Annotated in this window: 14 protein-coding genes; 6 read left to right on the top strand and 8 right to left on the bottom strand. The window is 58.7% G+C overall.

Features of this window, described 5'->3' with window-relative positions:
• Positions 1-27: 27 nt before the first annotated feature.
• Positions 28-1008, bottom strand: coding sequence for a zinc-ribbon domain-containing protein (locus KMP13_RS13480; protein ID WP_215266364.1), 981 nt, complete (start codon positions 1006-1008; stop codon positions 28-30).
• Between the two features lie 212 nt (positions 1009-1220).
• On the opposite strand from KMP13_RS13480, the gene KMP13_RS13475 reads away from it, so the two are divergent.
• From KMP13_RS13475 to KMP13_RS20955, 6 genes are all read left to right on the top strand, one after another.
• Positions 1221-1898, top strand: coding sequence for a cell division ATP-binding protein FtsE (locus KMP13_RS13475; protein ID WP_215266362.1), 678 nt, complete (start codon positions 1221-1223; stop codon positions 1896-1898).
• Positions 1895-2785 (top strand): cell division protein FtsX, encoded by an 891-nt coding sequence (locus KMP13_RS13470; protein ID WP_215266361.1) that lies wholly within the window; start codon positions 1895-1897, stop codon positions 2783-2785. Before KMP13_RS13475 ends, KMP13_RS13470 begins: the two co-directional genes overlap by 4 nt.
• 32 nt (positions 2786-2817) lie before the next feature.
• Positions 2818-3510, top strand: a complete 693-nt coding sequence (locus tag KMP13_RS13465; RefSeq protein ID WP_215266397.1) for a lysophospholipid acyltransferase family protein — start codon at positions 2818-2820, stop codon at positions 3508-3510.
• Complete coding sequence (locus KMP13_RS13460; RefSeq protein ID WP_215266359.1) at positions 3497-4069, top strand: MSMEG_1061 family FMN-dependent PPOX-type flavoprotein; 573 nt, start codon at positions 3497-3499, stop codon at positions 4067-4069. The genes KMP13_RS13465 and KMP13_RS13460 overlap by 14 nt, the downstream gene beginning before the upstream one ends.
• Positions 4070-4270: 201 nt before the next feature.
• On the top strand, positions 4271-4876 hold the full coding sequence (locus KMP13_RS13455; RefSeq protein WP_215266357.1) for a pyridoxamine 5'-phosphate oxidase family protein: 606 nt from the start codon (positions 4271-4273) through the stop codon (positions 4874-4876).
• Positions 4877-4981: 105 nt separating this feature from the next.
• Positions 4982-5986, top strand: coding sequence for a sterol desaturase family protein (locus tag KMP13_RS20955; RefSeq protein ID WP_215266356.1), 1005 nt, complete (start codon positions 4982-4984; stop codon positions 5984-5986).
• Between the two features lie 194 nt (positions 5987-6180).
• On the opposite strand, the gene KMP13_RS13445 is transcribed toward KMP13_RS20955, so the two are convergent.
• From KMP13_RS13445 to KMP13_RS13415, 7 genes are all read right to left on the bottom strand, one after another.
• Entirely contained in the window at positions 6181-6432 is a 252-nt protein-coding gene (locus KMP13_RS13445; RefSeq protein WP_215266355.1) for a hypothetical protein, read from the bottom strand.
• 331 nt (positions 6433-6763) lie between these two features.
• Positions 6764-8158, bottom strand: a complete 1395-nt coding sequence (lpdA, locus tag KMP13_RS13440) for a dihydrolipoyl dehydrogenase (RefSeq protein ID WP_215266354.1) — start codon at positions 8156-8158, stop codon at positions 6764-6766.
• 98 nt (positions 8159-8256) lie between these two features.
• A complete protein-coding gene (locus tag KMP13_RS13435) occupies positions 8257-8820 on the bottom strand; it encodes a hypothetical protein (RefSeq protein ID WP_215266352.1) in 564 nt (187 codons plus the stop codon).
• 4 nt (positions 8821-8824) lie between these two features.
• The gene (gene odhB, locus KMP13_RS13430; RefSeq protein WP_215266350.1) at positions 8825-10324 is read right to left on the bottom strand and encodes a 2-oxoglutarate dehydrogenase complex dihydrolipoyllysine-residue succinyltransferase; all 1500 of its coding nucleotides are present in this window, start codon (positions 10322-10324) and stop codon (positions 8825-8827) included.
• Positions 10325-10337: 13 nt separating this feature from the next.
• A complete protein-coding gene (locus KMP13_RS13425) occupies positions 10338-13292 on the bottom strand; it encodes a 2-oxoglutarate dehydrogenase E1 component (protein WP_215266349.1) in 2955 nt (984 codons plus the stop codon).
• Positions 13293-13513: 221 nt separating this feature from the next.
• Positions 13514-14398: a succinate--CoA ligase subunit alpha gene (gene sucD / locus KMP13_RS13420; RefSeq protein WP_215266348.1), complete on the bottom strand. Its 885-nt coding sequence runs from the start codon at positions 14396-14398 to the stop codon at positions 13514-13516.
• Between the two features lie 18 nt (positions 14399-14416).
• Complete coding sequence (locus KMP13_RS13415) at positions 14417-15256, bottom strand: glycosyltransferase family 25 protein (RefSeq protein ID WP_215266347.1); 840 nt, start codon at positions 15254-15256, stop codon at positions 14417-14419.
• Positions 15257-15274: the final 18 nt, after the last annotated feature.

Below are 15274 nucleotides of genomic sequence, written 5' to 3'. Positions count from 1 at the left end.
GCGCGCCTCAGCGGGCGAGCTGGAAGGTTATTCGGGCGCGGTCGGCTGTTGCGCCAATTGCTCCACCTGGGTGTGCAGCCACACGCGGGTCTCATTCACCCAATCCACATAGGACTGCAACAGCGGCTCTGCTTCGGGCACATAGACCGCGAGGGTTGCGGAATTCTGATAGACCATGGCCGCCGCCACCGCGATCAGGATCGCAATAGTGAAGCCCCGCAAAAATCCGCTGCGCCGCCGCTGTGGTGCCTCGTCATAGGTCAGGCCCTGGGCCGCTGCGGCTGGCACCTCGTACCCGCCGCGCAGGGATGAGTTGATTTCTTCGATGTCGGGCAACAAGCCTCTGCGGGAACCCGAATAGTCCTCTTCCGGGCTGTCAGGGTCTTCGCCGCGCAGCCGCGCCATACGTTCGCGGGTCTGTTGCGCGCGTTGTTCCGTGTCATCGGGAGAGGGGCTTTCCAGTCCCAGATCCGGTTGTGTCTCCAGCCCGGTTGCCTCGGCCGCACGTAGGGCCGCTTCGCGTTTGGCTTCTTCCCGCAGGATATCCGCAACCGAGGTGTCAAGCCCACGCTGTCTGGCGCGTTCTGGCTGGGGCGCGGGTTCCGGTTCGTCGTCTTCGAGATCTTCATCTTCTTCCGCGAGGTCATCGGCGGGTTCTTCTTCAGGCGCGAAATCCTCGGCGTCTTTTTCTGCTGCGACCTCTTCGAAGGTCTCTTCCACCTTCTCTTCGGCAACCTCATCTGGCGCGGTGGAGTAATCCTCTTGTGGGTTGTCGTCGGCATCCGGCGCGTCAAAGGCATCGTCACCCTCTGGTGCCTGCTCTTCCACCTCAGTCGCGTCTGACGCGACTTCTACAACCGGTTCAGTAATCGTGGCCTCAACACCCGCCGCACCCGCCTGAAACCAGGTGGTGCCGCAGTCCGAACATTGCACGTCCCGGCCTTCATCAGGGATGACATCGTCGGGAACCTCATATTGGGCTCCGCAATTTGGACATGTCAGGCGCATTCGGTTCTCCTTGTCGCAGACGGCAGCCCGGGCGCACCATCTTTGATTTTCCAGAAATCATAAGCAGTTCACGGCCATCACGAAAGACACAATTGCCACAGACGCGGGCCAAGGCGGCGCAGAGGGACCCGAGAGACACAACTGAACGACGCCAGCCATTGAAACCCGCCCCCGGCTGGGGCACAACTGGCCCGTGAATTGAGGGGGCAGCCGTGATTGAGCTGGACAACATAGCCTATAACTACGGGGAGGGTGAGCTGCTGAGCAATGTCTCGGTGCAACTTGCGCCTGGCTCATTCTACTTCCTGACCGGCCCGTCCGGGGCAGGTAAGACGACGCTGCTCAAGATGTGCTATGGCGCATTGGCCCCCACCGCAGGGCGTGTACGGGCCTTTAACATGGATGTGAACGGGCTGGACCGCGACCAGATGGCGTATCTGCGTCGCCGGGTTGGTGTGGTGCATCAGGACTGTCGGTTTCTGGACCATCTGACCCTTATCGAAAATATCGCGCTGCCCTTGACTGTCTCTGGCAAGGATCTCTCCCAAGAAGAGGCCAACCTACACGAACTGTTGAACTGGGTCGGCCTGTCGGAACGCGCCCATGCGCTACCGCCGGAACTGTCGGGCGGTGAACGCCAACGGGCGGCGCTGGCCCGCGCGGTGATCCTGTCGCCGGATGTGATTATCGCCGATGAACCCACCGGTAACGTCGATTGGGAAATGTCCCAACGTCTGCTGCGCCTGTTGGTAGAATTGAACAATATGGGCAAAACCGTGCTGGTCGCGACCCATGACCTGCCGCTGATCCGCGCTGCAAAGAACCAGGTGCAGGCACGCGTGTTGAGGATCTCCAACCGGCAGTTGGCCTTGGCGGGGGTCGATCTATGAGCGCGCGCAACCTGATCCTTGGCGATGCCCAGGCCGACCGGGTGGTGCCCCCCAGCGGCTTTACTGCGCAACTGACATTGTTTGTGGCCGGCGCCATGGCGTTTCTGACGGTGTTTGCATTGGCCCTGTCGGTGGCCTCCGGTCGTTTGGCGGATCGTTGGGCGGATGAGTTGGCCGGCGCTGCGACCCTGCGCATCAATGCTCCTGCCGATCAACGTCAGGCCCAGACAGAAGCGGCGCTGACCATTCTGAACCAAACCCCCGGCGTGGCCAATGTCCGTGTCATCACGTCCGAGGAACAGGCAGCGATGCTGTCACCCTGGTTCGGCGCGGATTTGCCTCTCGACACCCTACCGGTGCCGCAATTGGTTGAGGTCCTGGCCGACAATCCCCCCTATGATGCCACCGGGCTTCGCCTGCGTCTGCAGGCCGAGGTGCCGGGCGCGGTGCTGGATGACCACACCCGCTGGCGTGAACCCCTGGTGGATGCGGCGCGCGCGCTGCGCCGTCTGGCGGTGGTGTCGATCTTGCTGATCGGTGGTGCCACGGCGGCGATGATTACCCTTGCCGCCAATGCAGCTCTTGCTGCCAATTCTCAGGTGATCGAGGTGCTGCGACTGGTCGGTGCGCTCGATACTTACATCGCCCACGCCTTTGTCCGCCGTTTCACCTTGCGCGCGCTACTTGGCGCGGCTGTGGGTGTGATCTGCGGCATGCTGGGCATATTCTTCCTGCCCGCCGCATCCGAGGAAGGCGGCTTCCTCACAGGTTTGGGTTTCTCTGGCCTCAGCTGGCTGCTGCCGCTGGCCATTCCACCGCTGGGCGCGCTTGTGGCCTTTCTTGCCACCACCCGCGCCGCCAAGAAACGACTGGGAGCTCTGACGTGATCCTTATCCAATGGCTACGATCGCTTTTGTATATGGTACAGATCTACGCGGCGATGCTGATCCTTGGCATCCTCTTTGCACCGCTGGCTATTTTCTCCAAATCGGGTGCCAAACTCGCCTGCAAGGTCTATTGCACTTGGGTGCTGTGGAGCGCGCGCTGGATGGTGGGCATCCGCACCGAAATTCGCGGTACCATCCCACGGGATGAGGTTGTCATCGCCTCTAAGCACCAGAGCTTCCTGGATATTCTGATCCTCTTTGGCCATATGCCCTGGCCGAAATTCATCATGAAACGCGAGCTGATGTGGACGCCGGTTATCGGTCTTTATGCCAAACGTCTGGGCTGCGTGCCGGTGAAGCGTGGCAAAGGCGGCACCACGATTGCCAAAATGGTCCAAGACGTGGCCAAGGAATTTGCGGAACCCGGCCAGCTGGTGATCTACCCCCAGGGAACCCGGGTCGCCCCCGGTGTGCACAAACCCTACAAAGTCGGCGCCGCGGTTCTGTATGAACAACTGGGCCAGCCCTGCGTGCCGGTTGCCACCAATGTGGGCCTTTTCTGGCCACGCACGGGAATTTTACGAAAGCCCGGCGTGGCGGTTATTGAATTCCTCGACCCAATTGCCCCAGGACTGTCCAAGGACGCGTTCATGGCGCGGGTGGAAGACGTGGTCGAAACCCGCTCGAACGCCTTGATGAAAGAGGCAGGCTTTGACCCAAGTTGACTATATCGAAACCGTAGAAGCGCTTGAGGCGTTCTATGAAGCACCAGCGGATCTGGTGATCAACAAGGTGATGGCAGAATTGTCACCGCTTTATGAGAAATGGATCATGGCATCGCGCCTGTGCATGGTGGCCACCGTTGGCCCCGAAGGCACCGACGACAGCCCGCGCGGAGACACAGGGCCGGTGGTACAGGTGCTGGATTCCAAAACCCTCGCGCTGCCGGATTGGCCCGGCAACAACCGCTTGGACAGTCTGCGCAATATCATCCGCGACGGGCGGATCTCACTGATGTTTCTGGTGGCGGGCTCCGATAATGTGGTGCGCATCAACGGTACCGCGCGTCTGACCGCCGACCCCGTGCTGCGTGCGCGATTTGACCGGAACGGCAAACAACCCAGAACCGTGATCCTTGTGTCGATCCACGAAGTCTACGGCCAATGCGCCCAGGCTCTGAAACGGGCCGAGACCTGGACTGCCGGCGATCAAAGTCAGGACCTGCCCACCGTGGCAGAGCTGATTGGCGAAGCGCTGGAGTGGAGCGCGAAAAACACGGCCTAACGCGTCCTCGCGCGATCGTGTCAAACACCACAAGCTTTTGTCATAAAACCATCAGATTTTCCGACGTAAACCCTGCGCAGCCCAATTTTGCGCAGGGTGCATTTTTGCCATTTTGCGCCAGCATCTGAGCACCGTAAGGAGAGGCCGACTGCGGAAAAGATGGGCCTATCGACCACGTTCGGACAGAATAGGATTTTGAACATGCAGCCAATCGAGACACTTGAACAGCTAGAGGACCTTTACAGCGCTCCGGGCGCGCCCTCTCTGCGCAAGGTGGTGACACAGATGACACCGCTGTATCGCAAATGGATCATGGCCTCTCGGTTTTGCGTGCTGTCGACAATTGGTCCCGAAGGCACGGACGGTAGCCCGCGCGGCGACGAAGGGCCGGTGGTGATGGAGCTCGACGCTCAGACCCTGGCACTGCCGGATTGGCGCGGCAACAATCGCATCGATTCCTTACGCAATATCGTGCGCGACAAACGCGTGTCGCTGATGTTCATGGTGCCCGGCTCCAACAATGTGATCCGGGTGAATGGCAGCGCAATTCTGACCGCCGACTCCGAGCTGCGCGCCCGGTTTGAAAAACACGGCAAACAGCCCGCCACTGTGATCGTGATCACCATCGCCGAGATCTATTCCCAATGCGCCCGCGCCCTGATCCGCTCCAAAACCTGGACAAGCAGTGACGAAAGCGCGGATCTGCCGTCCGTGGGCCAATTGCTAGCCGAGGCCACCGAAGGCGAAGAAGGTGGTGAGACCTATGACCGCGAATGGGCCCCGCGCGCCGCAAAAACAATGTGGTAGCGTCCGAGGATTGCCACAATTTTAATTAGACTTCTGCACAGTAAGACGGGTGGGATCAAACCCCACCCGTTATAATGAGGTCGTAAATCGCAGAGGTGACCCGCCGTGCAGGAGTTTTTTGCCACTTATCTGGCCTATGCCAAACATGTCTTGATGGCGGTTTTTGACCCCAGCCAGCGGATCTTTTACCTCTATCTGGCGACGTCGATCCTGGTCGCCTTTGGGGTCTATTCTGTACACCGTGCCCGTAAATCAGCGGAGACGCCCGATAGTTTCGTAGCGTTTCTGTTTCCCAAATCCGTCTGGGGACACCCCTCTGCCTGGCTGGATGTGCGTTATTTCTTCTTTCACAAGCTGATCGGTCATTTCCTGATGTTCGGCCTGTTGGCCGGTGCGGCAGCAATGGTGTTTCGCCTGATGACCGGGGTGTCGATCACCTCTTTGCCGACAACGGCGCAGGGCGGTCTCAGCTGGGTGATCGTGATCGCCTATATGTTTGTCTCTACCTTGGTGTCCGATTTCATTGGCTGGGGCGTGCATTACTTGCAGCACAAAGTGCCGATCCTGTGGGAATTCCACAAAGTCCACCACAGCGCCGAGGTCATGCACCCGCTGTCCAATTACCGTGAACACCCGATCGACAATCTGTTGTATCAGCTCTGCATCGGCCTGGGCTACGGCGCAGTGACCGGAGGGGCCTATCTGGTGCTGGATGTGGTGCCCAGCCTGCCCAGCATTCTCGGCGTGCCCGTGTTGATGTTTCTGTTCAATATCCTGGCCTATAATCTGCGTCATTCCCACATCTGGCTGCGCTGGCCCGGTGTCTGGTCCAAGGTCTTTCCTTCGCCAGCCCATCACCACGTTCACCACAGCTGCCACCCGGCCCATTTCGACAAGAACTTCGCCTTTCTCTTTCCGATCTGGGACGTGATCTTTGGCACTTACATCATGCCCGACGACAATCGGGACGTGAAATTCGGTGTCGCCGGCATGAAGTCGATGGAGATGGATAGCTGCTGGAAGTTGTATTCCGTCCCCTTTGTCAAAGCCGCCCGCCGTCTGCGGAAAAAGAAAACTCAGACCAAGGTCAAAACAACCGGTCTGACTTAAGGTTTTCCCAACCCCTTTCGGGCAGCGAATTGTTCGCATTGAATTTTTTCTGATTTTTGCAATGCGCGCCCGACGGAAACACCCTGCCACGGCGTGAGAGTCTACAGGCGACACCCTCCGTCTCTGTGTCGCCCATGTTCCGAAAGTTGGCCCAGCCGCCAAAGCGGGCCATACTCAACTGGCCGGTGATTTGCTCACCGGCCACTTTTCCTGCGGCTAAAACTCATAATACTGCCCGCGCTGTCACCCCAATCAGGATACGCAAACGCATAAATCCCCCAGCGTTCAGGCGTGGCGACCGCGCCATACACCCATGCTGTTGCAAGCTCTGTGTCACCCATCGTGGATTTGGGGTCATAAGCCAGTTCAGGAAACTGCTGACGCGCAAAGACGTCGACCAAATCGCGCAACTCCGCAGCCTCGTCACGGCTCAGGGCAAAAGGCACGTTGGTCGCAATACTGCACCGCTGCGCGTCTGTGCGCAAAACACTGGCGGATCTGTCGTCAACCCAGCTTACAACCCCAGGCAACGGCGTCCATCTGTTCAACCTTTGGTTGAGTGTCGCGTCCAGATCTTGGGAGTAGGGAGGGATGCAATACTGTGCAAACAACCACATGATCCGCTCAGCGCGGCTTTCGCGCGGCCATAGTTGTGAAGCACCGAAAAAACCGATCCCAAGACCGGCCAGAATAAAGAGACAGAAAATGACTTTGTTCAAATCGAACCCAATAGAAAAAGCCCGCTCAAAATAATGAGCGGGCTTGGATATCGTTGCCTTAGGCGTGGATGGCGCCGTCGCCGCAGGACAGGGCGGCTTCGCGGACCGCTTCGGAATAGGTCGGGTGTGCGTGGCAGGTCAGGGCGATGTCTTCGGCAGAAGCGCCGAATTCCATGGCCACACAGATCTCGTGGATCATGTCACCGGCTGCGGGGCCGATGATAGCAGCGCCCAGAACGCGGTCGGTTTCGGCGTCCACGATGATTTTAACAAACCCATCGGCCTGGCCCACGGCCTTGGCTCGGCCATTGCCCATAAAGGAGAATTTTCCAACTTTGACCTTCTTACCTTCGGCCTTTAGCGCATCCTCGGTGGCACCGACGGTGGCAACCTCAGGCGTGGTGTAAACGACACCCGGAATGACGCCATAGTTCACGTGGCCATGTTTGCCCGCGATCACTTCGGCAACCGCCATGCCTTCGTCTTCGGCTTTATGCGCCAGCATCGGACCTTCGATTACGTCACCGATGGCATAGACGCCCGGCACGTTGGTGGCCCATTTGGCGTCAGTGGCGATCTGGCCGCGCTCGGTCAGTTTGACACCCAATGCGTCCAGTCCCAGACCCTCGGCATAGGGTTTGCGACCGGTGGCAACCAGCACCACATCCGCGTCCAAGACAACTTCGTCGCCGCCTTTCTTGGGCTGATACTTGACTTTGGCTTTGGTTTTGGTCGCATCGACACCTTGAACGGCTGCGCCCATGATAAAGTTCAGGCCCTGTTTTTCGAGGATCTTCTTAAAGCCGCGCTGAACGTCCTTGTCCATGCCGGGGCAGACCGCGTCCATATATTCAACCACGGTGACTTCTGACCCCAGACGCGCATAGACCGACCCCAGTTCCAGACCAATAACGCCCGCACCGATGACAATCATCTTCTTTGGGACCTTCGGCAGTTCCAGTGCGCCGGTGCTGTCGACGACAACGCCCGTGTCATTGTCGACCTCAACACCCGGCAGGGAGGAGGGGACAGAGCCAGAGGCGATCACGATGTTCTTGGTCGCGTAGGTCTCATCACCAACCTTGACCTGACCGGCCGCCGGAATAGACGCCCAGCCTTTCAGCCAGTCGATCTTGTTCTTCTTCATCAGGAACTCAACACCACCGGTGTTCTGGCCGATGACTTCATCCTTATAGGACTTCATCTGGTTCCAATCGACCGAAGGCGATTTGCCCTTCAGGCCCATCTTGGCAAAGTTATGCTCTGCCTCATGCAGCTGGTGCGTTGCGTGCAGCAGCGCCTTTGACGGGATACAGCCCACGTTCAGGCAGGTGCCGCCCAGGGTTTCGCGACCCTCAACGATGGCGGTTTTCAGGCCCAGCTGGGCGCAACGGATGGCCGACACATAGCCGCCAGGGCCCGCGCCGATGATGATGACGTCATAGGATGACATTTATATGTGCTCCTTTGGGTTTTGAGAGCGGGGAGGGGGCTCTGCCCCCGGCCCAAGAACGGGCCTCCCCCGAAGTATTTGGGAAAAGATGAATGGGATTAGATGACCGCGGCATGATCTGACCAATATGCTTCGATCCGCCACAGCTCGTTATTCGCTAGGATGCGCATCCTTCTGATGACGTCGTTGTAGGTATCCTGATCAAATCTGGTCCACCCAGTATCTCGCATTCTACGCCAGTAGATTTTGTCAGTGCGGGAAAGGGTCTTGCTCTTTGCCAGCCCGTTCAGAACCTGTCGATCAACAGGCGGATGAAAGACGTTGGTACGCCCAGAAACAGAAGGGTCGATACTGCCGAAATCTGAAAGGCACAGCGCTTTGATGAAAACGTTGATGACCTTTGCTGCAACGCCATAGCTTGCATTAACGTTCGGCTGCAGTTCTGCGACCAGGGTATTGCACCACGTGTGGTGCAATGCGTCAAACTCTTCCACAGTACCTGGGATAGCGGTTGGGTTTTTTGCCAGTTCCTCGAAGCCGATATTCCTGAGCGCAGCTAATGCTAGGTCAACTTTGAGCCCGCTCACGCCTCGCTGAGATGCTCGAACTGCAGCCCAAGCTGCAAAGCGAAAGCGAAACTCAGCGGGCGTGATAGGCGCCATCGATTTACAGATCCATCAGCAGACGGCGCGGATCCTCGAGGGCTTCTTTGACGCGAACCAGGAAGGTCACAGCACCTTTGCCGTCGACGATACGGTGGTCATAGGACAGGGCCAGATACATCATCGGGCGGATCTCAACCTTGCCATTGATCGCCATCGGGCGATCCTGGATCTTGTGCATGCCCAGGATACCGGACTGTGGGGGGTTCAGGATCGGCGAGGACATCAGCGAACCGTAGACACCACCGTTAGAGATGGTGAAGGTGCCGCCCTGCATTTCTGCCATCGACAGTTTGCCGTCACGGGCGCGTTTGCCCTTTTCGGCGATGGCTTTTTCGATCTCGGCAAAGGACATCGCATCAGCGTCGCGGATGACCGGAACAACCAGACCTGTTGGGGTACCAGCGGCGACACCCATGTGAACAAATTTCTTGTACACGATGTCGGTGCCGTCGATCTCGGCGTTCACCTCAGGCACTTCTTTCAGTGCGTGGCAGCAGGCCTTGGTGAAGAAGGACATAAAGCCCAGACGCGCGCCGTGCTTTTTCTCAAACAGCTCTTTGTACTCTTTGCGCAGCGCCATCACCTCGGTCATGTCGACCTCGTTGTAGGTGGTTAGCATGGCTGCGGTGTTTTGGCTGTCTTTCAGACGCTTGGCGATGGTCTGGCGCAGGCGGGTCATTTTCACGCGCTCTTCGCGGGCGGCGTCGTCAACTGGTACTGGCGCACGAGGTGCGGCAGCGGCGGCAGGCGCAGGGGTTGCAGCAGTGGCTGCAACGGCGCGGGCAACGTCGTCCTTCATGATGCGACCGTCGCGGCCAGTACCTGCAACACCTGCGGCGTTCAGACCGGCTTCGGCCATGGCTTTCTCCGCCGATGGCGCATTGGCGATGTCTTTGCCAGCAGCTGCAGGAGCGGCAGCAGCAGCAGGCGCGGCGGCCGGCGCAGCTGCACCCGCAGATCCACCGATCACACCCAGTTTCGCGGTTGCGTCAACGGTTGCACCTTCGGGCGCTGTGATCTCGGTGAGAACACCGGCGGCTGGGGCGGGCACTTCGACAGAGACTTTGTCGGTTTCCAGCTCACACAGCATCTCGTCCTGCGCGACGGTGTCGCCAACGGCTTTGAACCAAGTGGACACGGTCGCCTCGGTCACGGATTCACCCAAGGTGGGAACCATAACATCGGTCGACGCGCCCGCATCCGCTGCCGGAGCAGCTGCCGCAGGGGCCGGAGCCGCCGCAGGGGCTGCAGCTGCTGCCGCACCGCCCGCAGTGATCATGCCGAGCAGCGCATCAACACCAACAGTCTCGCCTTCGCCTGCAACGATTTCACCCAGGGTGCCAGCCGCCGGGGCCGGTACTTCGACGGTGACCTTATCGGTTTCCAGCTCACACAGCATTTCGTCCTGTGCCACTGCGTCACCCGGTTTCTTGAACCAGGTCGCCACAGTTGCTTCAGTTACGGATTCGCCCAGAGTGGGCACACGCACTTCAGTGGTCATTTCTCTGTCTTCCTCAGATGCTCAGCGCTTCGTTAACAAGCGCCGCTTGTTGGGCTTTGTGTTCGCTGGCCAGGCCGGTTGCAGGCGAGGCCGATGTGGCACGACCGACATATGCCGGGCGCGAATGTTTCGCTTTGATACGGGTTAGCACCCATTCGATATTGGGCTCGATGAACGACCAGGCGCCCTGGTTCTTGGGCTCTTCCTGACACCAGACCATATGGGCGTCCTTGAAACGCTCAAGTTCCTTCACCAGCGAGATCGCCGGGAACGGGTAATACTGTTCGATCCGCATGATGTAGACATCATCGATGCCACGCGCGTCACGCTCTTCCAGCAGGTCGTAATAGACCTTGCCCGAACACAGAACGACGCGTTTGATCTTCTTGTCTTCGACCAGTTTGGTGTCGGACAGACCCTGTTGCGCGTCATCCCACAACACGCGGTGGAAGCTGGACCCGGTGGTGAATTCCTCCGCCTTGCTGACCGCCAGCTTGTGGCGCAGCAGGGATTTTGGCGTCACCAGGATCAGCGGCTTCCGGAACGTCCGGTGCAGCTGACGACGCAGGATGTGGAAGTAGTTCGCAGGCGTTGTACAGTTCGCCACGATCCAGTTGTCCTGACCACACATCTGCAGGAAGCGCTCCAGACGTGCCGAGGAGTGCTCGGGGCCTTGGCCTTCAAACCCGTGTGGCAGCAGAACCGTCAGACCAGACATCCGCAGCCATTTACTTTCACCGGATGAGATGAACTGGTCGAACATGATCTGCGCGCCGTTGGCAAAGTCACCGAACTGAGCTTCCCACAGGGTCAGCGCATTGGGTTCCGCCAGCGAGTAGCCATATTCAAAACCCAGAACCGCATATTCCGACAGGGCCGAGTCGATGACTTCGTACTGGGCCTGACCGGGGCGGATATTGTTGATCGGGTAATAGCGCTCTTCGGTGTCCTGGTTCACAATGCCAGAGTGGCGTTGTGAGAAAGTGCCGCGTGTAGCATCCTGACCTGACAGACGGACTGGATAGCCTTCGGTCGCCAGCGAGCCAAACGCCATGGCTTCACCGGTTGCCCAGTCAAAACCTTCGCCGGTTTCAAACATCTTGGCGCGGGCGCCCAGGAAGCGGTTGATGGTTTTGTGAACCGGATAGCCCTCGGGCAGGGTGGTCAGACCACGACCAACTTCGGCCAGGGTTTCTGGCTTGATCGCTGTTTGGCCACGTTGATAATCCGCGTCTTGCTTGTCCAGATGCGACCAGCGCCCATCCAGCCAGTCGGCTTTGTTGGGTTTGTACTCCTTGCCGCTTTCGAACTCTTGGTTCAAATGCGCCTGGAAGGCCGCTTTCATGTCCTCGATCTCCCCCTCGGGGATCAGACCGTCTTTGACCAGACGCTCGGTGTAAAGCGAAAGGGTGGTTTTGTGACCCTTGATCTTCTTGTACATCAACGGGTTGGTGAACATCGGCTCGTCGCCTTCGTTGTGACCAAACCGGCGGTAGCAGAAGATATCCAGAACCACGTCCTTGTGGAATTTCTGGCGGTACTCGGTCGCAACCTTGGCCGCATGAACAACGGCTTCGGGGTCGTCGCCGTTCACGTGGAAGATCGGCGCTTCGACAACCAACGCATTGTCGGTTGGATAAGGTGACGAACGCGAGAAATGCGGCGCTGTAGTGAAACCGATCTGGTTGTTCACAACGATATGGATGGTGCCGCCAGCCTTGTGGCCGCGCAGACCAGACAGGGCAAAACATTCCGCAACCACACCTTGGCCCGCAAAGGCGGCATCGCCGTGCAGCAAGATCGGCAGAACCGTGGTGCGTGAGCCGTCACCCAGCTGGTCTTGTTTGGCGCGCACTTTACCCAGAACAACCGGGTTCACCGCTTCCAGGTGCGAGGGGTTCGCGGTCAGCGACAGGTGAACCGTGTTGGAGTCAAACTCACGGTCGGACGAGGCACCAAGGTGATATTTCACGTCACCCGAGCCATCCACATCCTCGGGCTTGAACGAGCCACCCTGGAATTCGTTAAAGATCGCGCGATAGGGTTTCTGCATCACATTTGCCAGAACCGACAAACGGCCCCGGTGCGGCATGCCGATTACGATGTCCTGAACACCCAGCGCACCGCCGCGCTTGATGATCTGTTCCATCGCCGGGATAAGGCTTTCGCCGCCATCCAGACCAAAGCGTTTAGTACCCATGTATTTGACGTGCAGGAATTTCTCAAAACCTTCGGCCTCAACCAGCTTGTTCAGGATCGCCTTGCGCCCTTCACGGGTGAACTGGATTTCCTTGCCGTAGCCTTCGATACGCTCTTTCAGCCATGCGGATTGCTCGGGGTCGGAGATATGCATGTACTGCAGCGCAAAGGTGCCACAATAGGTGCGGCGCACAATGTCCACGATCTGGCGCATGGAGGCGACCTGCAGACCCAGAACATTGTCGATAAAGATCGGGCGATCCATATCCGCATCTGTAAACCCATAGGCTTTGGGATCCAGTTCCGGATGCGGCTCGCGCCCGTGCAGACCCAGCGGGTCCAGGTTTGCTGCCAGGTGGCCGCGAATACGGTGGGCGCGGATCAGCATCAGGGCGCGGATAGAATCCAGCACCGCGCGTTGAACCTGCGCGTCCGAAATCTCAACCCCGGTCGAGGCCGCTTTTTCCTTGATCTTCTTGCCAGCACCCTTTGCTTCGGCAGGTGCCACCGGCCATTCACCGGTCAGCGCAGCCGTGTCCTCATCCGTTGGCGCAGGCGGCCAATCGGCGCGCGCCCAGGACGGGCCTTCGGCCTCTTTCTTTACGTCCAGCTCTGCATCACCCATCTGGCGGAAGAACTCGGCCCAGGCCTGATCAACGGCATTTGGGTCGTTTGCGTATTGGGCGTAAAGCTGCTCCAGATATTCCGCATTGTGTCCCTGCATGAACGAGGACGCGTGGAAGATGTCATTCGGGCTTTGTTCGGTCATTTTAATGCCTCTTGTGGGTTCGGACCGTATCTTTTCAGATCTTGTGCGGCAGCGTGGTCATGAAGGGTTTCAGAATGGTGAAATCTTGACCGGATCGCGCTGCGAATAGGGCACGTGTGCCCGATTGGCAGCATGATCCCATAGGATGCCAGAGGCGGGCACGGGGCGCCCACCTCGTTTTCTCAGGTCGAGCCTGTCATGATGACAGTCTCGAACCGGCATTATTTGTCGATCGCTTTCAGAACAGCTTCGCCAAGACCGGCAGGGCTGTCTGCAACAATGATACCTGCGGATTTCATCGCTTCGATCTTGTCGTCTGCGCCGCCTTTACCACCGGCAACAATCGCGCCAGCGTGGCCCATGCGGCGGCCGGGAGGGGCCGTGCGGCCGGCGATGAAACCAGCAACCGGCTTCCAGCGGCCTTTTTTCTTCTGCTCGGCGAGGAATTCTGCAGCTTCTTCTTCTGCAGAGCCACCGATCTCACCGATCATGATGATCGACTGAGTCTCATCATCGTCCAGGAACATGTCCAACACGTCGATGTGCTCGGTGCCTTTGATCGGGTCGCCGCCGATGCCCACAGCTGTGGACTGGCCCAGGCCGATGTCTGCGGTCTGTTTTACCGCTTCATAGGTCAAGGTGCCGGAACGCGACACAACGCCTACTGAGCCACGCTTGTGAATGTGGCCGGGCATAATGCCGATTTTGCATGCATCAGGGGTGATAACGCCGGGGCAGTTGGGGCCGATCAGACGCGAGGTGCTGTCTTCCAGCGCGCGCTTTACCTTCATCATGTCCAGCACAGGGATGCCTTCGGTGATGCAGACGATCAGTTCCATGTTCGCGTCAATCGCTTCCAGGATCGAGTCAGCCGCAAAGGGGGGCGGAACATAGATCACGGATGCATTGGCTTCGGTCACATGCTTGGCTTCGTGAACCGAGTTGAAAACCGGCAGGTTCAAGTGGGTCTGACCACCTTTGCCTGGGGTCACGCCACCAACCATTTTGGTGCCGTATGCGATGGCTTGTTCCGAGTGGAATGTGCCCTGCGAGCCGGTAAAGCCCTGACAGATCACTTTGGTGTTTTCGTCGATGAGGACTGCCATGATGTCCCTTCCTTTCGATTATGCGGTGTTTGCCTGTGCGGCAGCCGCCGCGCTGTCGTCGGTGAATGTCCGGTCGGCATAAGTCACACGCGTCAGACGCGCGGCCCCTGTGACCAGACGAAGGAGTTGCAGGGGCACGGCTTTCAGTTCCGCGATGCCCCGCAGGCGTTTTTGACGTTTCAAAAGCTCTCCAGATGGCTTGCGCGCCGCATGCCCAAGAAAGCTGTCTTCGTCGATAGGCGTGTTGCCCTGTTTGATCAGGGCGGGATCGATTTGAACGGGCTTCAGATCTCGTGCCGGAGCAGAGACCATAGGATTGAACAAAAGCGCATCCACCGTCATGTCAAACGGTGCCTGCGCTAACAGAACCTCAGCCCCTTTGCGCGTCAGCATATAGCCGGCCGCACCGGGGTAGCGGGACAACATCGGCGCCACGTTGCGACCCAGATGAGAGCGTGCAGACGCCCCCAGCAGAACCCGCATCGATTTGCTGCGCCAAAATTCCAGGCTGACCATCTGGCAGCCTTGCGGCCACCAGCTGAGGTCCTCAAGCCAGTGCTGCAGTTCTGGCGACAGGAAGACATCGTCCTCCAATACCAGCGCCACATCCGCATCTGAGGCCAGAAAAGTCTCCCAGACTTTTGCATGGCTCAGCGTGCAGGCCATATTACCCGGCGCAAACACACCCCACGGACCAAAGCTATTGCACTTACGCAACAGCTCCTCGTGTGGGGTGTCCTGCAAATCCACTGCCTCGACGTACTTCGCCTCCACCTGCGCAGCCGCAAGCGTCACACCCATCTGAGCATGTCGCCCGGTCGCCCGGGTCAGAGATATGAGATACGTCGCGAGTTTCATTTTGTTCCGTTTGAAGGT

The organism is Epibacterium ulvae, from assembly GCF_018678075.1.
Lineage (GTDB): Bacteria > Pseudomonadota > Alphaproteobacteria > Rhodobacterales > Rhodobacteraceae > Epibacterium > Epibacterium ulvae_A.
This window is presented reverse-complemented; position numbering and strand designations above follow the sequence as displayed.